The following is a 24,120-nucleotide window of genomic DNA, read 5'->3' as shown; positions in this document are numbered from 1 at the left end:
GTATGCTGGTCCGACCAGTAGCCTAGGTTTGCACCAGACGGGGTGAAGGTCAAGACGACGATGGAGTTCGAGCCGGTCAGCCCGGTCCGCGCGTACGAGCGGATCGTGGAACAGATCGAGCAGGCCGTGCTCACCGGCCGGCTCCGGCCCGGCGAGCGCCTGCCCGGGGAACGCGAGCTGATGGCCCAGTTCGGCGTCAGCCGCTCCACCATCCGGGAGGCGCTGCGGGTGCTGCAGGCGGGCGAGGTGATCCGGTCGCGCCCCGGCGATCCACGCGGGCCGGAAATCCTGCCCGCGTCCCCGGCGCGACTGCGGAAGTCGCTGGACCGGCTGGCGCGCGCGGAGACGCTCGGGCTGGCCGAGCTGTTGCAGTTCCGGATGATCGTGGAGGGTTCGGCCTACCGGCTGGCCGCGGAGCTGCGCACCGAGGAGGACCTGGCGGAGCTGCGCGCGGCGCTGGCGGCGATGACCGCGAGCCTGGACGACTACGCCACCTTCAGCCGCGCCGACGTCGCCTTCCACGACGTGGTCGCGCGGGCGGGGCGGAACACGCTGATCGTGGTGTGCGGCAACGTCGTGCGCGGCGTGGTGCTGGACCTGATCGCGGGCAAGCTGGAGAACTCGACGGACCGGCAGGCGCTGATGGAGGCGTCGGTGGCGCACCACAAGGAAGTGCTGCGCGCGGTCGAGGAGGGCGACGGCCCGCTGGCGGCGCGGCTGGCGCGGCGCGCGTTGTACGACTACTACGCGGAGTACGTCGGCGCGGACGAGCGGGTCGTGCTGGAGCACCTGCTGGACTGAAATTCCGTGGTGGCTCATCGCGGGTGATCGCTACCGTCCGGGCGTGGCGTACGAACACCCACTGGCCTACGTCCTCGGACTGGAAGGCCTGGCGCTGCTGCGATCCTTCCGCGGCGAGCACGACCGCGCGTTCGTGGCGGAGCGCCTGGCCGAGATCCGGCGGCTGCTGGACGAGTCCCCGGACGGTGTCGAGGTCACGCACGTCGATCCCGCCGAGGGCTACGACCTCTGGGCCGCCACGTACGACGCGCCCAATCCGGCGTTCGACTTCGACGAACCGTTCGTGCGCGCGGTCGCCGGCCGGATGCCGCCCGGCGTCGCGCTGGACGCGGCCTGCGGGACCGGACGCGTGGCGGCGGTGCTGGCCGGGTGCGGGCACCGGGTGATCGGGGTGGACGGCTCGGCGGGGATGCTCGAACAGGCCCGGAAACGCGTGCCGGAGGCGGAATTCCACCTCGGGACCCTGACCGCGCTGCCGGTCGCCCAGGTCGATCTCGTCACGTGCTCGCTCGCGCTGACGCACGTGCCGGACCTCGGCCCGGTGTTCGCGGAGTTCGCGCGCGTGCTGCGGCCGGGCGGGCGCCTGGTGATCGCCGACGTGCACCCGGAGCAGGTGGCCCGCGGGCACGTCCCGGCGGTGCGCCGCGCGGACGGTTCCCCGGCGCGGGTGCGCTCGCACTGCCACCGCACGGGCGACTACCTGCGGGCCGCGCTCGCCGCCGGGTTCGAACTGCGCCGGTGCGAGGAACCGGTGGCGCCGTCGCGGGAAATCCCGGCGTCGGAGCCGGGCCCGTGGGAGGCGTGGCCGTGGTCGCTGGCCGGACTGGCGCCGGCGGCCGCGCGGGCCGCCGGCGCCGGAGTGCCGTCGATGATCCTGTGGGAGTTCCGGAACTAGTCCTCGGCGAGGATGGCGTCGATCTGGCCCTCGGCGAGCTTCATGCCCTCCTCCATGCCCATTTCGATCAGCTTCTCCAGCTGCTCCAGGCTGGCGAAGGAGTTGACCGTGGTCATCCGGGTGCCGGAGCCGTTCGCCTCGAGGGTGACCGCGCAGTGGATGACCGGCATCTCGCTGTTCGGCTCGCCCTCGTCGTCGGCGAAGCCGTCGTCGAACTCCAGCCGGTGCGGGGCGTCGACCGCGGTGATCTCCCACCAGCCGCCGGACTTCGTGCCGTCCGGGCCGGTCATGAAGTAGCGGGAGCGGCCGCCGACCTTGAAGTCGTGCTGCTCGAACGTCGCGGGCCAGCTCGGCGGGCCCCACCACCGCTCGAGCTTGCGCGGGTCCTCCCACACGCGCCAGACGCGGTCCGGCGCCGCGTCGTACTCGGCGACGATCGTGAGGGTCAACGCCTCGGTGTCCTTGTGCGAGCTGATGACAGTCATTCGTCCTCCTCGGACAGGATGTCCGCGATGGCCTGGGCGCGGTGGCGCCAGATCCGTTCGTATTCGTCGAGCAGCCGGGCTGCCTTGCGCAGAACCTCGGGATTGCCGTGCACGAGCTGCTCCCTCCCGCTCCGCTGTTTGACGACGAGCGACGCCCGCGCGAGCACCGCCACGTGCTTCTGCACGGCGGCGAAACTCATGTCGTACCGGCGGGCGAGCTGGGAAATCGACTCCTCCCGCCGGAGCACCCGGGTGACGATGTCGCGCCGGGTGGCATCCGCGAGTGCGTGGAAGATCCGGTCGATCTCCGTGTCGTCGAGTTGACTTACAACCACATGGTTGTACGTTAGTGGCCGCGTGGGCCCGTGGCAAGGGTGTCCGGGCCCACCAGCTGACGCGGTGGACAGGTGGGTGGTCGCCGAGCGCGGTGTGGGGCCGGTGGTGGCTGTAGCCGTGGAGCCAGGCCGGTAGCGAGGCGACACCCTCGGCGGAGGAGTCGTCGACCGTGGCGTAGGCCCATTCGACGGCGGGGCAGTGGCGCGGCGGACGAACCCGGCGCGGGCGTGCTGGTTCTCCTCGCCCTCGGCAGTGCTGATGACCTCGATGTAGCTCTCCGGTGGGGGTCGAGGTCGATCAACCGCGAGATGCCGAACCGACCAGCACGTTGTGCACCCCGGCCGCGCAAATTCGCGTGCCGTGCGAGGCATTACGGTGCGGCACGACGCCTCCGGGCTTCGAGGTGCGGTTCCTGGACAGCTCCACACCGCGCCCGGAGGTCCTCCCTACATCAAGATCATCCGTCCTGGTGTGTCCGCACCCACCGCGTCACCAACCTCCACAGGTTGGACAGCTAGCTGTTGCGGGTCATGACGTTGGTGTCGGCTGCGGGGGCTTGAGACGAGGGGACGGGTCTTTCGGCGGCAGGATGAGAAGTGCGACCCACTCATCCGCCGAGAGAAAGACCCGTCCATGCACCACCGTAATGCCCCGCTGTCCGTCGAGGGCCGTCGCCGGCTCGTGCAGCGTTGCCAGACCCGCCCGATCGCCCATGTCGCCGCCGAGATGGGCATCTCGCGGCAATGCGCCTCCAAGTGGGTCAACCGCTGGCGCCGCTACGGTGAGACCGGTCTGCTCGACCGCCCGAGCGTGCCGCACCGCCATCCCACCGCCACCCCAGCCGAGGTCGTGGCCCGGATCGAGCAGCTACGGCGACAGCGGAAATGGTCCGCCCGTCGCATCGCCACCGAGCTGGCCGCCGAAGGCGTGACCATCTCGGTTCGCACCGTCGGCCGCCACCTGCTGCAGCTGGGTCTCAACCGGCGCCGGTTCCTCGATCCCACCGGCGCCACCAACCGGGCGCCCCAGCGGATCATCGCCCGCTGGCCCGGGCACATGGTCCACCTGGATGTGAAGAAGACCGGCCAGATCCCCGACGGCGGCGGCTGGCGCGTCCACGGCAAGGGCAGCGACCAGGACCGTCTGGTCGCCCGCGGCAAGACCCGCGGTCAGCGGGCCCGCTACACCTACCTGCACTCCGCCATCGACGGCTACTCCCGCCTGGCCTACACCGAAGCCCTGCCCGACGAGAAGGCCCGCACGGCGATCGGGTTCGTCCACCGCGCGCGGGCGTTCTTCGCCCGCCACGGCTTCACCCACATCCACCGCCTGGTCACCGACAACGGCTCCTGTTACCGCGCCCGCGACTTCGCCACCGTCCTACGCGGCGCCCGCCACCAGCGGATCACGCCCTACACCCCACGCCACAACGGCAAGGTCGAGCGCTACAACCGGATCCTGGCCGAAGAGTTCCTCTACGCCCGGGTCTGGACCAGCGAGCAGGAACGCACCGAGGCGTTAGCGATCTGGAACATCCACTACAACTACCATCGACCACACACTGCTGCCGGAGATCAGCCACCCGCGACCCGGCTCCACACCGGCGTCACCAATGTCACGGCCTCATACAGCTAGCCGAGCAGCTCCTCGAGGAGGTCGGCCGCCCGCGGGGAACCGCCCTCGGCGCGGGTTTCGGTCCGCAGTCGGGCCGACGCGCGGGCGATTTCGGGATCGGCGACGAGTTCGAGCAGGGCGGCACGGAGGCTCTCGGCCGTCGCGTCCGCCGTGTCGAGTCGCCGGGCCACGCCGAGTTCGACCAGGCGGTCGGCGTTCATGAACTGCTCGGCGGCCTGCGGCACCGCGATCATCGGCACGCCGGCGTGCAACCCCTCGGCGCTGCTGCCCATGCCCGCGTGCGTGATGAAAGCGTCGGCCTGCACCAAGATCGCCGGCTGCGGCACCCAGGACCGGACGTCCACGTTCGCCGGGACGTCCCCGAGGTCGGCCGGGTCGACGTACTTGCCGATCTGCAGCACCACGTGCCACCCGGGCAGGTCCCCGAACGCGGCGAGGCACTCGCGGTAGAACCCGGCCTGGCGCGTGAAGGCCGAGCCGAGCGACACCAGCAGGACCTTCTCGGCGTCCGCGGGCCGCGTCCAGCCGCCCTCCTCCGCGCGGGCGCCGAGGCACGGGCCGACGAAGGTCACGCTGTCGTCCACCCGCTCGGACTTCAGCTGCATCGCCCGCGGAATCAACGCCAGGGTGCGCGGCGACCGGCCGGAGAAGGCGTCGCTGTCCAAAGTGGTCGCACCGCACCCGGCGAGCCACTCGGCGAACTTCGCGCGGTGGGCGTCGGCGCCCGGTAGCGCCCGCAACTGCGCGGCGACCTCCTCTTCGTAGCCGTTCCACGCCACGAAGGTCGGCGACAACTGCACGAACGGCCGCCCCTGCGATTCGGCGAGGGCACGCGCCGCGTACGCGCCGATGTCGTAGAGGTAGAGATCCGCCGGATCCTCGTCGTAGACGGCCCGCAGCTGCGGGAGAGCCTGGATCTGGTCGTCGAGGAACCGGTCCATCGCGGCGATCGGATCTGCGGGCCAGTCGTTGTCCGCCACCGGGAGCGTCGAGGTGCACGGCACCAGTTCGGCGCCGGTGGGCTCGATCAGGTGGGCGACCACGGGATCGTTGGCGTAGGTGACCCGATGGCCCCGAGCGACCAGTTCACGGATGACCTCGAGGCTGGGCAGAACGTGACTGACGGGGGCGACCCCAACCATGGCGATGTGAGACATGATGATCGAACCCTAACCGGGTCCGGGCCGCGCCACAGCTCGATTTCCTTGACCTCCACTTACCTGGAGGTTCTATGGTGCAGTCATGATCTTCACCGAGCGCGAGCGCGCTTACCTGACGAACCAGCCCCTCGGCCGGATGGGCACCGTCGACGCGAAGGGGCGTCCGCAGGTGCGGCCACTGGGGTTCCAGCTCAACGACGACGGCACGATCGACATCGGCGGGCCGGACCTCAGCAAGAGCCAGAAGTGGCGCAACCTGCAGCAGAACCCGGAAGTCTCGTTCGTCGTCGACGACATGACGCCGGACGAGCCCGGCGCGATCAAGCCCGGCTGGGGACGGGGCATCGAGATCCGCGGCACGGCCGAGCTGATCACCGGCATCGAGCCGCCCGCGTACGGCGGGCCGTGGTTCAGCAACGAGCGGATCCGGATCCACCCGCGTGTCGTGCACGCCTGGCACCTGGACCCGGACCCGCTCGTCCGGCGGGCTCAGGTCAGCGCCTGAGCCAGGTCCCGCCAGAGGTCCTCGGGGTCTTCCAGCCCCACGCTGAACCGCACGAGGCCGGCCGGCACGTGCGCGTCGCCCGGCCACATGGCACGGCGTTCGACGATGCTCTCCACCCCGCCGAGGCTGGTGGCGTGCCGGATCAGCCGCAGCGACGCGCACAGGCGGTCGGCGGCGGCCGCGTCGGCCAGGTCGAACGCGATCATCGTGCCCTGGCCGGGGTAGCGCACCTTCGTCACCGCCGAGTGCTCGCCGAGCCGCTCGGCCAGCAGGGCCGCGGTGCGCGACTGCTCGGCCAGCCGCACCGGCAGCGTCCGCAGCCCGCGCAGCGCGAGCCACGCCTCCAGCGCCCCGGGGGTCGCGCCGTTGCGGGTGCGGGCGTCGCGCAGCTCCTGGGCCACACCCGCGTCCGCCGCGATGGTCAGGCCCAGCAGCAGGTCGCTGTGCCCGCCGATCAGCTTGGTCGCGCTGTGCACGACGATGTCCGCGCCCAGCGACAGCGGCTGCTGCCCCAGCGGCGTGGCGAACGTGTTGTCCACGACCACCCGCGCGCGCTGCCCGGTCAGCGGCGCGATGTCGATCAGGTCGAGCGTCGGGTTGGTCGGCGACTCGACCCACACCACGTCGGCCTCGCGGGCGGCGGCCAGCCAGCCCTCCCGGTCGGACGGCTCGATGCGCCGCACCTTCAGCCGCCCCTTGCCCGCCGCGTGGTCGAGCAGGCCGCGGGTGCCCGCGTAGCTGTAGACCGGCACGGCGACCTCGGCGCCCACGTCCAGCAGGTCCAGCACCGCCGCCGCGGTCGCGATGCCCGACGCGAACGCCGTCGCGTGCCCGCCTTCGAGCGCGCCGACGGCCTCCTCCAGCGCCACCCAGGTCGGCGTGCCGTCCTCGCGCGCGTACTTGAAGCCCGCCCCGGCGAGGTAGGTGCTCGCCGGCACCAGCGGCGTGTTCAGCGGCTCACCCGGTTCGTCCGGCCGTCCGGCGGCCACCGCGCGCGTGCGTGGGGCCAGGTCGTCGAGGTTCACGCGTTCTCCCTGATCAGTGTGCGGGCCACCGTGGCGCCCGGGGCCAGCGCGGTCAGCCGCGACACCAGGTCGTCGGCCGCGTCCGACAGCGCGTCCAGCGACATCGGCTCGAGCCGTTCCAGCAGGAACAGACCGCGCTCGCTGTCCTCCCGCAGCCGGGTGCGCACGCACTGGCGGTGGTTCCAGCGACGGCAGGTCACCCCGGCGTCGTCCCGCCACACGACCTCGCCCGCGTCGGCCACCTCGGTGTCCGGCTCGCCGTTGCGGACGGTGTCGAAGGCCTCGTCGCCCCGCGCCCGGACCAGCCGCGGCAACCCAACGTAACAGTCGAGGTCCTCGCCGCCGACCGGCAGCCGGTGCTGCACGGACACCGCGTTGTAGAGGTCGACCACCCGGTTGACCTGTGGCAGCCCGGCGCTGGCGCGGCGCAGCAGGGCGTCCACCGAGGGCCGGGTGCGGTTCGGCTTCGCCCCGAACGCGCGGTACGCCTCCCGCCACGCCTCGACGTGGGGATCGTCACCAGCCGATTCGGCCGCGACGGCCAGCGCCTTCGCCGAGTCCTCGTCGCTGGGCCCGCTGGGCAGGCCCTCGACCACGACGGCCAGCACCGCGAAGTCCGGCCGCAGCGCGAAGACCTCCGGATCGACCCGGATCCCGTTCAGCACGTCAGTCATGAACGGTCATTCTACCGACCACATGGTGCAGTAAAGTGACCGACCATGAGCGACCCCGCCGCCGCCCTCGCCCGCAACATCCGCGCCCACCGCACGGCGCGGCAGTGGAGCATGGACGCGCTGGCCGCCCGCGCCGGGCTGAGCAAGGGCGTGGTCGTGGCGCTGGAGCAGGGCCGGGGCAACCCGAACCTGGCCACGCTGATCCGGGTCAGCGACGCGCTCGGCGTTTCGCTCACCGCACTGCTCGAAGGCGGGGAACCGCCTGCGATCTCGGTCACCGACACCGACACGGTGCTGTGGCAGGGCCCCTCCGGCGGCACCGGCCGCCTGCTGTCCGGTACCGACGCGCCCGCGCCCGCCGAACTGTGGCGCTGGCACCTCGAACCGGGCGAACGGCACGACAGCGAGGGCCACGCCGCGGGCACCCACGAACTCATCCACGTCCTGGCCGGTGAGCTGCACCTCAGCGTCGGCGAGCGGGCCGTCACCGTGCCGGCCGGATCGACCGCCCGGATGACCGCCGACGAGCCGCACACCTACGCCAACCTGGGCGAAGAGCCGGTCGACTACGTCGGCGTGGTCGTGGTGCCGAGCTGAACATGCGTCGCCCGCGGCCGGTGGGTACCGTGCAGCGACCGCAACGACAGGGAGGAATACGCATGGCACTCGAACGCCCCGAGGTCGAGAAGCCGACCGGGCCGCCCCCGGCTGAGCTGGAGGTCACCGACCTCGCCGTCGGTGACGGCGCCGAAGCCGCCGCGGGCAACGTCGTGTCCGTGCACTACGTCGGCGTCTCGCACGCGACCGGCGAGCAGTTCGACGCGTCCTGGGACCGGGGTGAGCCGCTGCGCTTCCCGCTCGGTGCCGGGCACGTCATCCCCGGCTGGGACCAGGGTGTGCAGGGCATGAAGGTCGGTGGCCGCCGCCGACTGGTCATCCCGCCGCACCTGGCCTACGGCGACCGTGGCGCGGGCAACGTCATCAAGCCCGGCGAGACGCTGGTCTTCGTGGTGGACCTGGTCGGCGTCAACTGAGCCGCGACGCCACGCGCGTCAGCAGGCTCACCACGGCCGAAGTGTGCGCGGCCGGCCGGGGGCGGTGCACCGCGTAGACCTCGCGGTCCAGCGCGCTCCCGGCCAGGTCGCGCACCACGATCCCGTCCGCGCCGCGCGCCACGCTCGCCGGCACCAGCGCCACGCCGAGCCCGGCCCGCACCAGCGCGAGGATCGCCGCGTAGTCCCGGGTCTCGTAGGCGATCCGCGGCTCCACCCCGTCCTTGGCGGCCAGCAGGTCCAGGCACGAGCGGTCGGCCGAGATCCAGTCGTCGTCGGCGAGGTCGATCAGCTTCACCTCGTCCGTTCGCGCCGCCCGGTGGTGGGCGGGCAGCACCAGCCGCAGCCGGTCGGCCAGCAGCGGCACCCGCGTCAGGCCGCGCGCGGGCGGTAACCGCCGCCCCGGGTAGCGGTGCGTGATCAGCAGGTCGAGGTCGCCGGAGACCACGAGGTCGTAGCCGTCCGGCGGTTCCAGGTCCACCAGCCGCAGCCGGGTCGCCGGGTTGGCCCGCCGGAATTCGCCCACGACCTGCGGCAACAGCACCTGCCCCGCGGTGGCGAAGGTGCCCACGGTCAACGCCGCCGGTGGCTCGTCCCGCAGGGCCGCAAGCGCTTGCTCCGCCTCCCGCAGCTCCCCGACGATCGCTTCCCCGTGCCGGACGAGCCGCCGCCCGGCTTCGGTGAGCACCGTGCCGGTCGCGCGGCGGTCCAGCAGCGCGCACCCGGCCTCGCGTTCCAGCCGGGACAGTTGCTGGGACAGCGCGGAGGCGGTGAAGCCCATGTTCCGCGCCGCGGTGGCGATGGATCCGGCGTGGGCGACCTCGACCAGGACGCGCAGCCGTTCGGCGACGAGCATGCCGTAAGTATCGCTAATGCCGGGCAATCGGAAAGCGCTGGCGGCTTACGGCCGGGTTGCGCACAGTGGAGACATGACAACCACCGTCGTCCCCGACGTCGCCAGCGCCGCGGAGCGCATCCGCCCGTACGTCCGCCACACCCCGATCCTGCGCGCCGAGGTCGACGGCCGTCCGCTCGTGCTGAAGCTCGAACACCTGCAGCGCACCGGCTCGTTCAAGCTGCGTGGCGCGCTGAACTCCCTGCTCACCGGTGAGCGGCCGGAACAGGTGGTCACCGCGTCCGGCGGCAACCACGGCATCGGGGTCGCGACGGCGGCGTCGATCCTCGGCCTGCCCGCGACGGTGTTCGTGCCGGAGGGCGTGCCGGCGAGCAAGGCCCGGCGGATCGAGGCGGCCGGTGCCCGGCTGGTGCGGGCCGGTTCGCGCTACGCGGAGGCGGCGGCCGCCGCTCACGAGGCCGCGGCCGCGCCGGGCGTGCGTTATGTCGAGGCGTACAACGACCCGGTCGTGGTGGCCGGTCAGGGCACGGTGGCGGCGGAGATCGTCGCCGACGCGCCCGAGGTGGACTCGATCGCGGTGGCCGTGGGCGGCGGCGGGCTGGCGGCCGGGGTGGCGCTCGGTTCCGGCGGGCGGCTGACGGTCGCGGTCGAGCCGGAGCGGTGCTCGTGCCTGCACCAGGCGCTCGCCGCCGGCCACCCGGTGGACGCGGAGGTGGACTCCATCGCCGCGTCCGCGCTGGGCGCGACCCGGGTGGGCGAGGTGCCGTTCGCGGTGCTGTCCGGGCCGGACGTGCGGTCGCTGGTGGTGGGCGAGGCGGAGATCGTCGCGGCGCGGGACCGGCTGTGGGAGGAGTTCCGGCTGGCCGTCGAACCGGCGGCCGCGGTGCCGTTCGCCGCGTGGCTGGCCGGGGCCGTGCCCGGGGAGGTGCCGTGCGTTCTGCTCTGTGGCGCCAACGCGGACTGGACGCCGTGACTACGCTGGGATCATGCCGGAACCGATCCTCGTGTCCATCGCCACCGCCGCGGCGACGAAGGCCGTACAGGGCCTGTACGAGCTGATCAAGCGCCGGTTCGCCGACGACCCGGAGGCGACGGCGGTGCTGGAGACCGCCACGCCCGAGGCGCCGGAGACCGTCGAGGTCCTGGCCGAGCGCCTCGACCAGGCCGGCCGGGAGGACCCGCGGTTCGCCGAGGCCCTGCGTGAGGCGTGGAGCCAGCACGGGGACGGGGCGAACAACCAGATCTCCGGGACGGTCCACGGCAACGTCGTGCAGGCGCGGGACATCAACGGCAACATCAGCTTCTAGGATCAACCGTCGTGTCGGTCGAGTGGAGCACTGTGCGCACCGAGCGCACCGTGCTGGCGATCGTGCACAACACCACGGCGGCGACGCGCCTGTTCGACATCCTGCCGCTGTTCGCCACGGATCCGCGGGTGCAGACGATCTTCACCTGCCCCGGGTCGAGCGCGTTCACCAACGGCACGCACGAGTACCTGGCGAAGGCCGGGATCGACGTGCTGCCCTGGGCGGAGGCCCTGGAGCGCCCCGCGGACCTGGCGATAGCCGCGAGCTACGGCGGCGACCTGCACAAGGTGAAGGCGCCGCTGATGGTCGTGCCGCACGGCATGGGCTACAACAAGTACCTCGATTCGGAGGGCCGCAGCGGGGTGTTCGGCCTGTCCGCGGACTGGCTGACGCACGAAGGCCGCGTCGTGCCGTCCGTGGTCGTGCTCTCCCACGAGGAACAGCTGGAGCGGCTGACCGCCGCCTGCCCGGAGGCCCGCGAGGTGGCGCTCGTCGCCGGTGACCCGTGTTTCGACCGGATGCTGGCCAGCCTCCCGCTGCGCGAGGCGTACCGGCAGGCACTGGGAGTCGACCCGGGCACGAAGCTGATCGTGATCTCGTCCACCTGGGGCGGCGAGTCCCTGCTCGGCAACGACCTGCAGCTCGCCCAGCGCCTCGCGACCAGCCTGGACATGGACGCCTACCGGATCGCGGTGGCGCTGCACCCCAACATCTCCGCGCACCACTCGTCCTGGCAGGTGCGGATGTGGCTGGACCACTGCCGGCGCGCCGGGGTCCTCGCCCTCCCCGAAGAGCGGTTCTGGTGCCAGGCGCTGGTCGCCGCCGACCTCACCCTGGGCGACCACGGCTCGGTCAGCTTCTACTCGGCCGCGCTGGGCACACCGGTGATCCTCGTCTCGGCCCCCGCGGAGGCCGTCGCTCCGGATTCCCCGATCGCCCGGCTGCTCGCCGTGGCGCCGCGGCTCACCGAGGACCCGGTCCGCCAGATCGAGGAGGTCATCGCCGGGCACGATCCCCTCCGGACGGCCGCGATCACCTCGTGCACCACCTCGCTGCCCGGCACCTCCGGCACGGTGCTGTCCGAGACGATCTACCGCCACCTCGGCCTGGACCCCGTGCGGGCGGACCTGCGCGTCCTGCCCGTGCCGGAGGTCGAGATCCCGGAACCACGCGCTCACCTGGCCCGGGTCGAGTTCCGTCGCGGCGAAGCCGTGGTGACCCGCTTCCCGGCGGACTCCCTGCGTGAACCCCGGCGCGCTCCGGACCGGACACACCTCGTGGTCGACGTCCGCGAGACCAGCGCGCGGCTGCTCGACAACGCCGACATCGTGGTGCACCACCACCCGCGGGATCCGGAGAGCTGGATCTCCGCGCAGCTGCGGTCGCTGCCCGGCTGCGCGCTGGCGCTCGCGCGCGGCCAGGACGGCTGGTTCGCGGGCACCGACGACGGCGGGCTCGTCCGGTTCGACGGCCTGACCGGGCCGGCCGACGCGTTCGCGTCCGCGCTCTACCAGCTGCCGGTCGGTGCCATCCCGGGGTCGCTCCGCGTACGGGTGGGCGGGCGCCCGCACCAGGCGCGGGTCACGGTGCTCAGGACAGCCCGGCGAGCCGCGCCGCGGCCATCTCCGCCTCACGCGGAAAGCCGAACCGGGTGAAGATCCGCTCGGCTTCGCGCAGGTCGGGCACGGGATCGGCGCCCTCGGCCCGTGCCACGTCGGCGAGCGCGAGCCGCGCCTCGCCCCGTTCGCGGTGGTAGCCGGTGACACTCGTCACCCCGCCGAGCAGCTCCCTGGCTTCGGCGAGACGTCCCGCGGCGCACAGCTTCCGGCCGCGCCACAGATCGGTCTTGACCACGTTGCCCTGATCCCGGTGGGCCGCGAAGTAGGCGCGGGCCAGGTCGAGCAGCGCCAGCGCCTCGTCCGGCTCCAGCACCTTGGCCAGGTGCATACGGGCCAGCGCGAGGCGGCGCTCGTCGGCGATGCGCCCGGCGAGGTCCAGGTTCTCCCGCAGCACGTCGCCCGCCCGCGGGTCACTCTCGTCGAGCAGCACCAGCCCGAGGCCCTCCAAGGCGGTGGCCTCAGCCTCGAGCGAACCGGCCTCCCGGGCGGCGTCCAGCGCGGAACGCAACACTTCGGCGGCGGTCTCGTACTCCCCTCGCTGGCGGTGGGCGAACCCCAGCTGGGTCCGGAGCACGGACACCAGCAGCGGATCACGCAGCGCCTCGGCGGCCGCCACACCGCGCTGGTTCACCTCGATCATGTCCTGGCCGTACCCGCCGCGCTCGTGCAGGACCCACAACGCGAGGGCGAGTTGTGCGGTGCGCATGAGCACCCCGGCGCGGTAGGCCTCGTCGACGGTGGCGCACAGGTTCGGGTGCTCGTCCGCCAGCCAGGTCAGCGCGGTCGCGCGGTCGTCGAACAACCGGAGGTCGTCGAGCAGCCGGTTCCAGATCCGGCCCGGGCTGACCACCCGGGCCGCCGACACCGCGTGCGCCCAGTAGTGCTCGATCAACGCGCCCATCACCGGCCTGCTCAGCTTGGTCCGGGCGTGGTCACGCACGAGCCCGAGCATCAGGACGCGTTCCTCGTCGGCGCGGGTGACGAGCCGGGCACGGATCAGGCCGCGCAGCCCGTCACGGGCGTCCTCGTCGGCCTCCCCGAGCGCCGCCGCGACCGCTCGGGAGCTGACCGCGGCGGACCCGGGATGCGCCCCCAGCACGCCGTACACCCGCTGGGTCAGCTCGTCCATCCGCTCGTAGGCGGCGTCCAGCACGGCCCGGACCGACAGCTCGCGGTCCCGGGACAGCTCGTGCAGGACCCGCTCCCGCCGAGCGAGCCGGGCGGCGGGCTCGTCGGTGTCCGCGTCGGCGAGCATCATGCCCACCACGCACAGCGCGATGGTCGAGCCGCCGCACACCTCGACCAGCTGATCGATCGCGTCCGGCTCGGCGGCGACCAGGCGCTCACCCGCGATCCGGGCCAGCAGCTCGCGGGACGCCTCCGCGCTCATCGGCTCGATGTCCACCTCCTCCGGAACGGTGTGCACCCGCAGCGTCCCCAGCTCGCGGGCCTGCGTGATCAGCACCGCGGAGTCTCCTTCGTCCGGCATGAGCGCGCGGACCTGGCTGGCCAGCACCGCGTCGTCGATCACCAGCGCGATCGACCTGCCGCGGCACCAGTCGCGCCACAGCGCCGACAGGCCTTCCAGGCTGTGCGGCAGATCCTCGGCGCGGAACTCACCGGTGGCCAGCAGCAGCGTGCGCAAGCCGGTGAGCAGCTGGTCGCTGTCGCTGAGCCCGCCGCCCAGGCGGACGAAGAACGGCCCGCCGTCCGGGTAGTCGCCGGTGTGCCGGTGGACCCACCGCACGGCCAGTTCGGTGCGACCGGAACCGGGTGGGCCCTTCACGATCACCACGATCGGGCGGCCGGTGCGGCGCGCGAAGATCGCGTCCAGCTTCTTCAGCGGGTCCTCGTGGTTCGTGTAGTGCGCCGTCAGGGGCGGCAGGAGGCTGTACCCCCGCGGCTCCGAGCGCGCCGCTCCGAACTGCATGGTGCCGGTGAAGTTGCCGACCTGCACCGCGTTGTGGGCGTCCCCCTCGAACCGGTTCCGCACGTACCAGCTCCCCATCACTCGACACCGGAACTACCGCACCATAGTGCTCCCCACCGCGTCACAAAGCACCAATGATTGCTACGGAGACATCCTGATGGCGGCACGGAGGGTCACGCCGCGGGAGCGCTCCTCACCGCGACCGGGTGAGATACATCGTGCAACGAAAAAACCCGGGCCCTGGAAATCCAGGGCCCGGGTTGTCGGGTGGGCGAGGAGGGAGTTGAACCCTCACGTCCTTTCGGACACACGGACCTGAACCGTGCGCGTCTGCCATTCCGCCACTCGCCCGAGTTGCTGCGACAGCGAAGAGAACTTTAGCAGGCCGTTTCGGGGCCCTTCACCGGGGGTCGTGTCGAAGGGCGCGGATCCCGATAGGATCGATGCGAAAGCACATGGTGCGAAGGAGGGCTTGGGTTCCGTGGGTCGCGTTGAGCGCTTCGATCGACGCCTGGAATCCCTGGTGGGCAACACCTTCGCACGCATGTTCGGCGGCAACGTCGTCACCCAAGAGGTGGCGCAGGCCCTGGAACGCGAAGGCGAGGACAACGTTCGTGAGCTGGCCGGTGGCAGGCTGCTCGCCCCCAACCACTACATCGTGTCGCTGGGGCCGACGGACTACGACCGGATGGCCGGCGATGAGTTGCGTGTCACCCGGGTGCTCACCGAAGCCGTGAAGGAGCACCTCGCCGAACACGGATGGGACACCTATGGTGACGTCGTAGTTTCGCTCGAGCGCAACGACGCGCTGCATACTGGACAATTCAAGACCCGTTCATCCGTCGACCCCGACGTCAGCGCGCGTAACGTCGCGGGTTCAGGACGGTCAGCACGACCCAGCAACGCAGGAGACCCAGCAATGAGCCAGCCCCCCGGCTACGGCCAAGGCCAATACGACCAGGGTGACCCGTACGGCCAGCAGGGCCAGTACGGCTACGGACAGCAGGGACAGCCCGGTTATGACCAGGGTGGCTATGGCCAGCCGGGTTACGACCAGGGGTACGGCCAGCAGCCCGGGTACGACCAGGGCGGCTACGGGCAGCAGCCGGGTTACGACCAGGGCTACGGGCAGCAGCCCGGCTACGACCAGGGCGGCTACGGCCAGCAGCCGGCCTACGACCAGGGCTACGGCCAGCCCCAGGGCGGGTACGACCAGGGCTACGCACAGCAGCCGGGCTACGACCAGGGCGGTTACGGCCAGCAGCCGGGTTACGACCAGGGCTACGGGCAGCAGCCCGGCTACGGCACCCCGCCGGGCGGTTACGGGCCCCCGCAGGGCGCGCCGGACCCGTACGCGCAGCAGGGCTACGCCCCGCCGCCGGCCGCTCCGGGCGCCGGGCGCCAGGTCCAGGCGGTCCTGCAGCTCGACGACGGCTCGAACCGGAACTACACCCTCAAGCAGGGCGGCAACGTCATCGGCCGCGGCCAGGACGCCGACTTCCGCCTGCCCGACACCGGGGTCTCCCGCCGCCACCTGGAGATCACCTGGGACGGCCAGAGCGCGACGCTCGCCGACATCGGCTCCACGAACGGCACCACGGTCAACGGCACCCCCGTCCAGACCTGGCAGCTCGCGGACGGCGACGTGATCCGGGTCGGTCACTCCTCGCTGGTGTTCCGCACGCAGGGCTGACACACGCGCCGGTAACCTGCGCCTGACCGGGTTCGCACCCGAAATCCCGTGTCCCGCAGAATGACTCCTGCGGGACGCCGCGGCGCACGCGTGCCACGGTCGGGAGAACAGAAGGCGGAGACACGTGCCGGAGCTGGTCGTTCAACTCACCAGAGTGGGCTTTCTCGTGCTGCTCTGGCTGTTCGTGCTGGCCGCCCTTCGGGTGGTGCGCTCGGATCTCTACGCGGCCTCGGGCCTGAAGGTGGCGATGCCCGGGCTGCGCCGGGCCAAGGAGCAGAAGAAGCCGCGGGGCAACGCGAAGACGCCCCGCCAGCTGCTCGTCACCCACGGGGCGCTGGCCGGCACGCGGATCACGCTCGACGGCAGGCCGATCACGATCGGCCGCGCCGACGACTCCACCCTGGTGCTGGACGACGACTACGCCTCGACCCGGCACGCCCGTCTCGTACTGCGCGGTGCGGACTGGTACGTGGAAGATCTGGGATCGACCAACGGGACTTATCTGGACCGGGCTAAGGTCACTGCACCCCTCCGAGTCCCACTCGGTGTCCCCATCCGGATCGGCAAGACGGTGATCGAGCTTCGCCCATGACACTCGTTCTTCGCTACGCGGCCCGCAGCGACCGTGGCCTGGTGCGGTCCAGCAACCAGGACTCGGTGTACGCGGGTCCCCGCCTGCTCGCACTCGCCGACGGCATGGGTGGCCATGCCGCGGGTGAGGTGGCCAGCAAGGTCGTGATCGCCTCCCTCGCCCCGCTCGACGACGACGAGCCCGGCGACGACCTGCTGACCATGCTCAGAGACGCGGTGGCCGGCGGCAACGCGGCCATCAGCGAGCTGGTGGCGAACGACCCGGACCTCGACGGCATGGGCACCACGCTCACCGCGATGCTGTTCTCCGGCTCGCGCCTGGGCATGGTCCACGTGGGCGACTCGCGCGCCTACCTGTTCCGCAACGGCCAGCTGACCCAGATCACCCGCGACGACAGCTTCGTCAACGAGCTGCTGGAGCAGGGCCGCATCACCGCCGACCAGGCCGCGACCCACCCGCAGCGCTCGCTGCTGCTCAAGGCCCTCACCGGGCACGAGGTCGAGCCGAGCCTGACCGTGCGCGAAGCCCGCGCCGGCGACCGGTACCTGCTGTGCTCCGACGGCCTGTCCGGCATGGTCAGCGACGAGACGCTGGCCGAGGCGATCCGCATCCCGGACCCGCAGGACTGCGCCGACCGCATGATCGAGCTGGCGCTCAAGGGCGGCGGCACCGACAACGTGACGGTCATCGTCGCGGACGTGGTGGACGTCGACTACGGCGAGGACGCGCCCATCGTGGGCGGCGCCGCCGGGGACGGCAGCGACCAGTACGAACTCCAGGGCGACTCCCCCGCGGCCAGGGCCCGCGCGCTGACCCAGCCGCCCCCGCCCCCGCCGCCGCAGATGATCGCGCCGCCGGAGGAGCCGAAGAAACGCCGCAAGTGGCGCTGGGTCGTCGGCATCCTGCTGGTGCTGGTGGTGCTCGGCGCGGGCGCGATCGCCACCCGCTACTTCGTGCTGAGCCAGTACTACGTCGGCGAGGGCGCCAACCAGGAGGTCGCGATCTTCCGCGGCGTGCCCGGCAGCATCCTCGGCGTCCCGCTGCACCAGCAGGCCGAGGGCTCGTGCCCGTCCGGCGACCAGGTGTGCGACAAGCTGACCGTGCCGCAGCTGCAGCAGGACGCGCAGGCCGCGGTGCGCAACGGTGTGAAGAAGGACAGCTTGGCCGACGCGCGCGACTACATCGACAACTTCCTGCGCTACAAGACGCTGCGGGACTGCACCCAGACCACCATTCCCGGCGTGCCGACCGTGCCGAGCGAATCGACGAGCCAGCAGGCGGGGAGGGACTGCGCGACGACGACGGTGCCAGGTGGCGGTGGCTGATGTCCCAGCCATCGCTGTCCGATCCGGCAGCCTCCCTCTACGCGACGAACCCCCCGCGGGACATGCCGACCCGGCGTGGCACGGAACTGGCCATGCTGGGCTTCGCCGCGTTCATCGTCACCTGCGCGTTCGTGCTCGTGCAGGCGAACCAGGAGCAGGAGCTGTCCTGGTCGATCGTCTGGTACGGGCTGGCCTACCTGGGGTTGTTCTCGGTCGCCCACGTGGCCGTGCGCAGGTGGGCGGCGTACGCGGACCCGCTGATCCTGCCGTGCGTGGCGCTGCTCAACGGCCTCGGCCTGGTGATGATCTACCGGATCGACCTGGCCAACGCCGAGAAGGCGACGCAGGCGAGCAGGGACTTCACCGCGGACGCGCCGAAGCAGGTGCTGTTCACCGCGCTCGCGCTGGTGCTGTTCCTGGCCGTGCTGGTCCTGGTGAAGGACCACCGGACCCTGACCCGCTACGGCTACACCGCGGGCCTGGTCGGCATGGTCGCGCTGGCGTTGCCCGCGCTGCTGCCCAGCTCGCTGTCCGAGGTCAACGGCGCGAAGGTGTGGCTGAAGCTGCCGGGCTTCTCGATCCAGCCGGCGGAGTTCTCGAAGATCCTGCTGATGATCTTCTTCGCCTCCTTCCTGGTGGCCAAACGCGACCTGTTCATGATCGCGGGCCGGAAGGTGTTCGGCGTCGAGCTGCCGCGTGCGCGTGACCTGGGCCCGCTGCTGATCGCGGCCGGGGTCTGCCTCCTGGTCCTGGTGTTCGAGAAGGACCTGGGCACCTCGCTGCTGATCTTCGGCATCGTGCTGGTGATGCTCTACGTCGCCACCGAACGCGCGATCTGGGTGGTCACCGGCCTGAGCTTCTTCATCCTCGGCTGCCTGATCGCCTACCAGCTGTTCACGCACGTCGAGCAGCGCGTGGCGAACTGGATCGACCCGCTGGAGACCTACTCCGACCCGGGCGGCGGCTACCAGATCGCGCAGGGCCTGTTCGGCCTCGGCACCGGCGGGGTCGGCGGCACCGGGCTGGGCGCCGGGCGCCCGGAGATCGTGCCGGAGTCCAACACCGACTTCATCACCGCCGGACTCGGCGAGGAGCTCGGGTTCGTCGGCCTCGCCGCGATCCTGATGGTCTACCTGCTGCTGGCCACCCGCGGCATGCGCAGCGCGCTGGCGGTGCGGGACACGTTCGGCAAGCTGCTCGGCTGCGGCCTGTCGTTCGCGATCGTCATGCAGGTGTTCGTGATCGTCGGCGGGGTGACGAAGCTGATCCCGATGACCGGCATCACGACGCCCTTCCTGTCCTACGGCGGCTCGTCGCTGCTGGCCAACTACATCCTGGTCGCCCTGCTGCTCCGCATCTCGGACGCGGCGCGGCGGCCTGCCCAGAAGCCCCGGCCCAAGCAGCCGCAGCAACAGGCTCCGCTGGCCGAGGCGCACACGGTGATGGTGCAGCGGCCGCCGGCCGGGGGCAACGCGACAGGGGAACCGACGGCATGAACAAGCCCATGCGCCGCGTCGGCATCGCCATGATCACCATGGTGGTGCTGCTGCTGGCCAACATCACCTACATCCAGGTGGTGAAGGCCGACGACTACCGCACCGACTCGCGCAACCAGCGGGTGCTGCTGGACCAGTACTCCCGGCAGCGCGGCAGCATCGTGTCGCAGTACGACGGCCAGGTGCTCGCCGACGTCGTGGCGACGAACGACAAACTGAAGTTCGAGCGCCGCTACACCGACGGCCCGATGTACGCGCCGGTCACCGGCTACTACTCGGTGCGCTACGGCTCGGGCGGCATGGAGCGCGCCGAGGACGACATCCTCAACGGCGAGGACCCGCGGCTGTTCGTGCGCCGCCTGTCGGACATGGTGACCGGACGGGACCCGCGTGGCGGCAACGTCCAGCTGACCATCAACCCCGCCGTGCAGTCGGCCCTGTACAACGCGATGACCTCGAAGGGCTACACCGGCGCCGCGGTCGCGATGAACCCGAAGACCGGTGAGATCCTCGCGATGGTCTCCACCCCGTCGTACGACCCGAACGCCCTCGCCTCGCACGACAGCACCGCCCAGCAGGAGGCGTGGACCCGGTTCAACGACGACCCGAAGAACCCGATGCTGAACCGGGCGATCTCGGAGACCTACCCGCCGGGGTCGACGTTCAAGCTGCTGGTCGCCGCCGCCGAGCTGGAGAACGGCGCCACCGCCGACACCCCGGTGAGCAACGCGCCGAACGTGAAGCTGCCGGGCACCAACGTCACGCTGGAGAACTACGGCGGCGCGGCCTGTCCGGGCACGACGTTCAAGGACGCGCTGGCGCACTCCTGCAACGTGCCGTTCGCGACCTTCGCCGGCCAGCTGGGGGCGGACAAGCTGCGCCAGATCGCGGTCAACTTCGGCATCGGCACCCCGCTGTCGATCCCGATGAACGTGGCGCCCTCCAGCCTGGGCGACCTGGACTCGCAGGCCGCGCTGTACCAGAGCGGCATCGGCCAGCGCGACGTGCGGCTGACCCCGCTGCAGGACCTGATGCTGTCCGCCACGATCGCCAACGGCGGCATGGCGATGCGGCCGCAGCTGATCAAGAAGCTGCTCGCGCCGGACCTGTCCGACCTGGAGACCTTCTCGCCGCAGGAGCTGACCGGCACGCCGGCGCTGTCCGCGGAGAACGCGGCCGTGCTGCGCGACATGATGATCGCCTCCGAGGCCAACACCAAGGGCGGCGGCAAGCGCGGCAACATCCAGATCGCGTCCAAGACCGGTACCGCCGAGCACGGCACCGACCCGAAGGCCACCCCGCCGCACGCCTGGTACACCGCGTTCGCGCCGGCCGCCGACCCGCAGATCGCCGTCGCGGTCATCGTGGAGTCCGGTGGTAACCGCGGCCTGGAGGCCACCGGTGGCACCGTGGCCGCGGAGATCGGCCGTGCCGCGATCAACGCCCAGCTCGGGGGTGGGTAGCGCATGCTGTCCACCGGTCAGCTGCTGGCCGATCGTTACCGGCTCGTCCACCGCATCGCCGTCGGCGGCATGGGCGAGGTGTGGCAGGCCAGCGACACCCGGTTGGACCGGATCGTCGCGGTGAAGGTGCTCAAGGCGGAGCTGTCCCAGGACGCGGAGTTCCTGCACCGCTTCCGCACCGAGGCCCGCACGACGGCCTCGCTGAACCACCCCGGCATCGCGGCCGTGCACGACTACGGCGAGACGGTCGCGGGCGAGCACGCGATCGCCTTCCTGGTGATGGAGCACGTCGACGGCGAACCCCTGGCCGGGATCCTGATGCGCGAGGGCAGGCTGGCGGCCGACCGGACGCTGGACATCCTCGAGCAGGCGGGCAACGCGCTGCAGGCCGCGCACGAACGCGGGCTGGTGCACCGGGACATCAAGCCGGGCAACATCCTGGTGACCCCGAACGGCACGGTGAAGATCACCGACTTCGGCATCGCGAAGGCCGCCGACGCGGCGCCGGTGACCAGGTCCGGCATGGTGATGGGCACCGCCCACTACATCGCGCCCGAGCAGGCGCTCGGCCACGACGCGGAACCGGCGAGCGACGTGTACTCGCTGGCCGTGTGCGGCTACGAGTGCCTGGCCGGGCACCGGCCGTTCCTGTCCGAGAACGCGGTGACGGTCGCGATGATGCACATCCGCGACCTGCCGCCGCCGTTGCCGCCGGACGTGCCACCGCACGCCCGCGCGGTCATCGAGGCGACCCTGGTCAAGGACCCGCGGCAGCGCTACAACAGCGGCGGCGAGTTCGCGGCCGCCATCGCCGCCGTCCGCAACGGGCACGCGTTACCCACCCCGCGCGGCCTGGTGCAGACTTATGCCCCGGTCGTCGGCCCGGTGGCAGCCGTCGGCCCGGTGTCCCAGCCGGCGATGCAGCCGGTCAGCCCACCCGGCATGCCGCACCCGAGCGGGGTGCTGCCGATGCCGGTGCCACCGCGGCGGCGGGTGCCGATCGCCGTGTGGGTGCTGCTGGCCGTGCTGGTGGCCGGGATCGTGGTGGTCCTGCTGGTGCTCCTGCCCGACTGGGGCGGCGACAGCGGGACGGGCCGGGTTCCGGGCGGTCAGGTCGGCACGACCGAAATGGTTCCCGGCACGCGGCAACTCCCTCCCCCCGACGAGACGACCTACGAGGCATGATGAGCTGGACGGAACGGAACGGCTTTTTCCGATGACTGCACCCAGGATGCTGTCCAACCGCTACGAACTGGGCGACACGCTCGGTTACGGCGGCATGTCCGAGGTCCACCACGGCACGGACGTCCGGCTGGGCCGCGAGGTCGCCGTGAAGATCCTGCGTGCCGACCTCGCCCGCGATCCCCAGTTCCAGGAGCGGTTCCGCCGCGAGGCGCAGAACGCCGCGGCGCTGAACCACCCGGCGATCGTTGCTGTGTACGACACCGGTGAGGCGCAGACCGAGTACGGTCCGCTGCCCTACATCGTGATGGAGTACGTGCGCGGCCGGACGCTGCGCGACATCGTCAAGACCGAGGGCCCGCTGTCGCAGAAGCGGGCCATGGAGGTCATGGCCGACGTCTGCGCCGCGCTGGACTTCTCGCACCGGCACGGCATCGTGCACCGGGACGTGAAGCCGGCCAACGTGATGATCACCGACCAGGGCGCGGTCAAGGTGATGGACTTCGGCATCGCGCGGGCGATGCACGACGGCCAGGCCGCGATGACGCAGACGGCCGCGGTGATCGGCACGGCCCAGTACCTGTCGCCGGAGCAGGCGCGTGGCGAGGGTGTGGACGCGCGCAGCGACGTCTACGCCGCCGGGTGCGTGTTGTTCGAGCTGATCACGGGTGAGCCGCCGTTCACCGGTGATTCGCCGGTCGCGGTGGCCTACCAGCACGTGCGGGAGGACCCGAAGGCGCCGTCGGCGGTGAACCCCGCGGTGTCGCCGGAGCTCGACGCGATCGTGCTGAAGGCGCTGGCCAAGGGCCCGGCCAACCGCTACCAGTCGGCTGCCGAGATGCGCGCGGACCTGGTCCGCACGTTGTCCGGGCAGCGGCCGTCGGCGCCGATGGTGATGACGGCCGACGAGCGCACGCAGGTGATCGGCGGGGCGCCCGGGCACGCGGCCGACTACGACTACGACCCCGATGCGGTCGAAGAGGACGAGAAACGCCGCAAGCGCAGGCGGATCACCGCCGCCGTCATCTTCACGTTGATCGGCCTCGGCCTGGTCGCGTTCATCCTGTGGCTGAGCGACGCGTTCGACTCGAAACCGGCAACGGCGATGATCCCCGACGTCAAGGGCCAGCAGGCGGCGCAGGCCGAACAGACGCTGCACGACAGGGGCTTCCAGAACATCGTGCTGGCCGACAAGCCGTGCTTCCGCCAGCCCAACGGGGTGGAGACCTGCTCGGCCGACGCCGTGGGCAAGGCGATCAACACCGACCCCGCCGCCGGGGTGAGCGTCTCGCTGGACCAGCGGATCACGCTGTTCATCGGCCGCGCGCCGGCGAACGTCGCGGTGCCGAGCCTGCTGGGCAAGACCCGGGAGGAGGCCACCGCGCTGCTCAACCAGGCCGGGCTGCTCCTGGACCCGAACGTGCAGGAAGTCGACGTCGACGACGAGGACCAGTACGGCAAGGTCCAGAGCCAGAACCCGACCGCGAACACGCAGATCGCGCAGGGCAGCACGGTGTCCATCAAGGTCGGCAAGACGCCGAACATGGTGGAGGTCACCGACTACACCGGCCAGCAGTACGACGTGGCGAAGGCGGGTCTGGAGGCCCTCGGCTTCAAGGTCAGCAAGCAGGAGACCGACTCCGACCAGCCGGAGGGCCAGGTCCTCAACCAGAAGCCGAACGCGGGCCAGCAGCGCGAGGGCTCGACGGTCACGCTGACGGTGTCGAACGGATCGCAGCAGAAGATCTCGATGCCGGACCTGCGTGGCCTGACCCAGAACGAGGCGCTGCAGCGGCTGCAGCAGCTCGGCTGGGACGGCCAGGTGGAGTACCGGTCCGACAAGCTGTCCGACGAGGACATGAACGGCAAGGTCACCGGCAGCGTGCCGACGGCGGGCACGCAGATCACCAAGAGCGAGAAGATCACGCTGCTCATCGGCGAGTCCGACAGCGGTGGCGGTGGTGGCGACGACACGACATCGCCGACCAGCTCGCCGAGGTTCCCGATCCCGGGCGGCCCGTAGAGCTCGACCGACAAGGGCCCGCTTCCCCACCGGGGAGGCGGGCCCTTCGTTTTGGCACACGATCAT

The 24,120-nt window shown here is 71.5% G+C and carries 23 protein-coding genes and 1 tRNA gene; 16 read left to right on the top strand and 8 right to left on the bottom strand.

The features are described from left to right. The first annotated feature begins 60 nt into the window (after nucleotides 1-60). On the top strand, nucleotides 61-801 hold the full coding sequence (locus tag L1857_RS02760) for a FadR/GntR family transcriptional regulator (RefSeq protein WP_094003410.1): 741 nt from the start codon (nucleotides 61-63) through the stop codon (nucleotides 799-801). Between the two features lie 43 nt (nucleotides 802-844). Then, nucleotides 845-1,696: a class I SAM-dependent methyltransferase gene (locus tag L1857_RS02755; protein ID WP_116112736.1), complete on the top strand. Its 852-nt coding sequence runs from the start codon at nucleotides 845-847 to the stop codon at nucleotides 1,694-1,696. Here the strand turns inward: L1857_RS02755 and L1857_RS02750 are convergent. Together L1857_RS02750 and L1857_RS02745 are read right to left on the bottom strand one after the other, a co-directional pair. Beyond that, a complete protein-coding gene (locus L1857_RS02750) occupies nucleotides 1,693-2,181 on the bottom strand; it encodes an SRPBCC family protein (RefSeq protein ID WP_094003398.1) in 489 nt (162 codons plus the stop codon). The genes L1857_RS02755 and L1857_RS02750 overlap by 4 nt on opposite strands. Continuing rightward, the gene (locus tag L1857_RS02745; protein WP_116112734.1) at nucleotides 2,178-2,516 is read right to left on the bottom strand and encodes an ArsR/SmtB family transcription factor; all 339 of its coding nucleotides are present in this window, start codon (nucleotides 2,514-2,516) and stop codon (nucleotides 2,178-2,180) included. Before L1857_RS02745 ends, L1857_RS02750 begins: the two co-directional genes overlap by 4 nt. 634 nt (nucleotides 2,517-3,150) lie before the next feature. Here L1857_RS02745 and L1857_RS02735 point away from each other — a divergent pair. Next, complete coding sequence (locus tag L1857_RS02735; RefSeq protein WP_115945108.1) at nucleotides 3,151-4,152, top strand: IS481 family transposase; 1,002 nt, start codon at nucleotides 3,151-3,153, stop codon at nucleotides 4,150-4,152. On the opposite strand, the gene L1857_RS02730 is transcribed toward L1857_RS02735, so the two are convergent. Further along, entirely contained in the window at nucleotides 4,149-5,294 is a 1,146-nt protein-coding gene (locus L1857_RS02730) for a macrolide family glycosyltransferase (protein WP_116110442.1), read from the bottom strand. The genes L1857_RS02735 and L1857_RS02730 overlap by 4 nt on opposite strands. A gap of 100 nt (nucleotides 5,295-5,394) precedes the next feature. Between L1857_RS02730 and L1857_RS02725 the strand changes: the two genes are divergently transcribed. Further along, nucleotides 5,395-5,817 (top strand): PPOX class F420-dependent oxidoreductase, encoded by a 423-nt coding sequence (locus tag L1857_RS02725; RefSeq protein ID WP_116110441.1) that lies wholly within the window; start codon nucleotides 5,395-5,397, stop codon nucleotides 5,815-5,817. Here L1857_RS02725 and L1857_RS02720 read toward each other — a convergent pair. Continuing rightward, nucleotides 5,802-6,842 (bottom strand): trans-sulfuration enzyme family protein, encoded by a 1,041-nt coding sequence (locus L1857_RS02720; protein WP_249464361.1) that lies wholly within the window; start codon nucleotides 6,840-6,842, stop codon nucleotides 5,802-5,804. The genes L1857_RS02725 and L1857_RS02720 overlap by 16 nt on opposite strands. Then, nucleotides 6,839-7,516 (bottom strand): B3/B4 domain-containing protein, encoded by a 678-nt coding sequence (locus L1857_RS02715; RefSeq protein WP_116110439.1) that lies wholly within the window; start codon nucleotides 7,514-7,516, stop codon nucleotides 6,839-6,841. The genes L1857_RS02720 and L1857_RS02715 overlap by 4 nt, the downstream gene beginning before the upstream one ends. 45 nt (nucleotides 7,517-7,561) lie before the next feature. On the opposite strand from L1857_RS02715, the gene L1857_RS02710 reads away from it, so the two are divergent. Together L1857_RS02710 and L1857_RS02705 are read left to right on the top strand one after the other, a co-directional pair. Then, a complete protein-coding gene (locus tag L1857_RS02710) occupies nucleotides 7,562-8,113 on the top strand; it encodes a helix-turn-helix domain-containing protein (protein WP_116110438.1) in 552 nt (183 codons plus the stop codon). A 62-nt stretch (nucleotides 8,114-8,175) separates the two neighbouring features. After that, complete coding sequence (locus L1857_RS02705) at nucleotides 8,176-8,550, top strand: FKBP-type peptidyl-prolyl cis-trans isomerase (protein ID WP_116110437.1); 375 nt, start codon at nucleotides 8,176-8,178, stop codon at nucleotides 8,548-8,550. On the opposite strand, the gene L1857_RS02700 is transcribed toward L1857_RS02705, so the two are convergent. Then, entirely contained in the window at nucleotides 8,543-9,424 is an 882-nt protein-coding gene (locus tag L1857_RS02700; protein WP_249464358.1) for a LysR family transcriptional regulator, read from the bottom strand. The genes L1857_RS02705 and L1857_RS02700 overlap by 8 nt on opposite strands. Nucleotides 9,425-9,497: 73 nt before the next feature. Here L1857_RS02700 and L1857_RS02695 point away from each other — a divergent pair, with 73 nt between their 5' ends. Genes L1857_RS02695 through L1857_RS02685 form a run of 3 tightly spaced genes read left to right on the top strand, consistent with a single transcriptional unit; the run spans nucleotide 9,498 to nucleotide 12,386 of the window. Continuing rightward, nucleotides 9,498-10,397 (top strand): serine/threonine dehydratase, encoded by a 900-nt coding sequence (locus L1857_RS02695; protein ID WP_094003389.1) that lies wholly within the window; start codon nucleotides 9,498-9,500, stop codon nucleotides 10,395-10,397. A gap of 13 nt (nucleotides 10,398-10,410) precedes the next feature. Continuing rightward, on the top strand, nucleotides 10,411-10,731 hold the full coding sequence (locus L1857_RS02690) for a hypothetical protein (RefSeq protein ID WP_094003388.1): 321 nt from the start codon (nucleotides 10,411-10,413) through the stop codon (nucleotides 10,729-10,731). An 11-nt stretch (nucleotides 10,732-10,742) separates the two neighbouring features. After that, nucleotides 10,743-12,386, top strand: a complete 1,644-nt coding sequence (locus L1857_RS02685; RefSeq protein WP_116110434.1) for a hypothetical protein — start codon at nucleotides 10,743-10,745, stop codon at nucleotides 12,384-12,386. Here L1857_RS02685 and L1857_RS02680 read toward each other — a convergent pair. After that, the gene (locus tag L1857_RS02680) at nucleotides 12,322-14,343 is read right to left on the bottom strand and encodes a hypothetical protein (protein ID WP_162831025.1); all 2,022 of its coding nucleotides are present in this window, start codon (nucleotides 14,341-14,343) and stop codon (nucleotides 12,322-12,324) included. The two genes, L1857_RS02685 and L1857_RS02680, sit on opposite strands and share 65 nt — an antisense overlap. 205 nt (nucleotides 14,344-14,548) lie before the next feature. Then, a tRNA-Leu gene (locus tag L1857_RS02675) sits at nucleotides 14,549-14,631 on the bottom strand. Nucleotides 14,632-14,761: 130 nt separating this feature from the next. Between L1857_RS02675 and L1857_RS02670 the strand changes: the two genes are divergently transcribed. From L1857_RS02670 to pknB, 7 genes are all read left to right on the top strand, one after another. Further along, complete coding sequence (locus L1857_RS02670; RefSeq protein ID WP_094003385.1) at nucleotides 14,762-15,973, top strand: FHA domain-containing protein; 1,212 nt, start codon at nucleotides 14,762-14,764, stop codon at nucleotides 15,971-15,973. 124 nt (nucleotides 15,974-16,097) lie between these two features. Further along, on the top strand, nucleotides 16,098-16,565 hold the full coding sequence (locus L1857_RS02665) for an FHA domain-containing protein FhaB/FipA (RefSeq protein ID WP_094003384.1): 468 nt from the start codon (nucleotides 16,098-16,100) through the stop codon (nucleotides 16,563-16,565). Continuing rightward, complete coding sequence (locus L1857_RS02660) at nucleotides 16,562-17,890, top strand: PP2C family protein-serine/threonine phosphatase (protein ID WP_094003383.1); 1,329 nt, start codon at nucleotides 16,562-16,564, stop codon at nucleotides 17,888-17,890. The genes L1857_RS02665 and L1857_RS02660 overlap by 4 nt, the downstream gene beginning before the upstream one ends. Further along, a complete protein-coding gene (locus L1857_RS02655) occupies nucleotides 17,890-19,386 on the top strand; it encodes an FtsW/RodA/SpoVE family cell cycle protein (RefSeq protein ID WP_094003382.1) in 1,497 nt (498 codons plus the stop codon). Before L1857_RS02660 ends, L1857_RS02655 begins: the two co-directional genes overlap by 1 nt. Continuing rightward, entirely contained in the window at nucleotides 19,383-20,849 is a 1,467-nt protein-coding gene (locus L1857_RS02650; protein ID WP_094003381.1) for a peptidoglycan D,D-transpeptidase FtsI family protein, read from the top strand. The genes L1857_RS02655 and L1857_RS02650 overlap by 4 nt, the downstream gene beginning before the upstream one ends. A 3-nt stretch (nucleotides 20,850-20,852) precedes the next feature. Then, nucleotides 20,853-22,034 carry a serine/threonine-protein kinase gene (locus tag L1857_RS02645; RefSeq protein WP_094003380.1) on the top strand — a complete coding sequence of 394 codons (1,182 nt, stop codon included), beginning with the start codon at nucleotides 20,853-20,855 and terminating at the stop codon, nucleotides 22,032-22,034. A 31-nt stretch (nucleotides 22,035-22,065) separates the two neighbouring features. After that, nucleotides 22,066-24,054, top strand: coding sequence for a Stk1 family PASTA domain-containing Ser/Thr kinase (gene pknB / locus L1857_RS02640; RefSeq protein ID WP_205413220.1), 1,989 nt, complete (start codon nucleotides 22,066-22,068; stop codon nucleotides 24,052-24,054). The last annotated feature ends 66 nt before the right edge of the window (nucleotides 24,055-24,120 follow it).

This window comes from Amycolatopsis thermalba (assembly GCF_023376025.1).
Taxonomy (GTDB): domain Bacteria; phylum Actinomycetota; class Actinomycetes; order Mycobacteriales; family Pseudonocardiaceae; genus Amycolatopsis_E; species Amycolatopsis_E thermalba.
The sequence above is the reverse complement of the archived record's forward strand: the minus strand, read 5'-3'. Positions and strand labels throughout refer to the sequence as shown.

Excerpts from the sequence above, each read along its gene's own strand:
- L1857_RS02760 (WP_094003410.1), top strand. The coding sequence starts at position 61 with ATGGAGTTCGAGCCGGTCAGCCCGGTCCGCGCGTACGAGCGGATCGTG.
- L1857_RS02750 (WP_094003398.1), bottom strand. The coding sequence starts at position 2,181 with ATGACTGTCATCAGCTCGCACAAGGACACCGAGGCGTTGACCCTCACG.
- L1857_RS02735 (WP_115945108.1), top strand. The coding sequence starts at position 3,151 with ATGCACCACCGTAATGCCCCGCTGTCCGTCGAGGGCCGTCGCCGGCTC.
- L1857_RS02730 (WP_116110442.1), bottom strand. The coding sequence starts at position 5,294 with ATGGTTGGGGTCGCCCCCGTCAGTCACGTTCTGCCCAGCCTCGAGGTC.
- L1857_RS02725 (WP_116110441.1), top strand. The coding sequence starts at position 5,395 with ATGATCTTCACCGAGCGCGAGCGCGCTTACCTGACGAACCAGCCCCTC.
- L1857_RS02715 (WP_116110439.1), bottom strand. The coding sequence starts at position 7,516 with ATGACTGACGTGCTGAACGGGATCCGGGTCGATCCGGAGGTCTTCGCG.
- L1857_RS02710 (WP_116110438.1), top strand. The coding sequence starts at position 7,562 with ATGAGCGACCCCGCCGCCGCCCTCGCCCGCAACATCCGCGCCCACCGC.
- L1857_RS02705 (WP_116110437.1), top strand. The coding sequence starts at position 8,176 with ATGGCACTCGAACGCCCCGAGGTCGAGAAGCCGACCGGGCCGCCCCCG.
- L1857_RS02700 (WP_249464358.1), bottom strand. The coding sequence starts at position 9,424 with ATGCTCGTCGCCGAACGGCTGCGCGTCCTGGTCGAGGTCGCCCACGCC.
- L1857_RS02695 (WP_094003389.1), top strand. The coding sequence starts at position 9,498 with ATGACAACCACCGTCGTCCCCGACGTCGCCAGCGCCGCGGAGCGCATC.
- L1857_RS02690 (WP_094003388.1), top strand. The coding sequence starts at position 10,411 with ATGCCGGAACCGATCCTCGTGTCCATCGCCACCGCCGCGGCGACGAAG.
- L1857_RS02660 (WP_094003383.1), top strand. The coding sequence starts at position 16,562 with ATGACACTCGTTCTTCGCTACGCGGCCCGCAGCGACCGTGGCCTGGTG.
- L1857_RS02655 (WP_094003382.1), top strand. The coding sequence starts at position 17,890 with ATGTCCCAGCCATCGCTGTCCGATCCGGCAGCCTCCCTCTACGCGACG.
- L1857_RS02650 (WP_094003381.1), top strand. The coding sequence starts at position 19,383 with ATGAACAAGCCCATGCGCCGCGTCGGCATCGCCATGATCACCATGGTG.
- L1857_RS02645 (WP_094003380.1), top strand. The coding sequence starts at position 20,853 with ATGCTGTCCACCGGTCAGCTGCTGGCCGATCGTTACCGGCTCGTCCAC.
- pknB (WP_205413220.1), top strand. The coding sequence starts at position 22,066 with ATGACTGCACCCAGGATGCTGTCCAACCGCTACGAACTGGGCGACACG.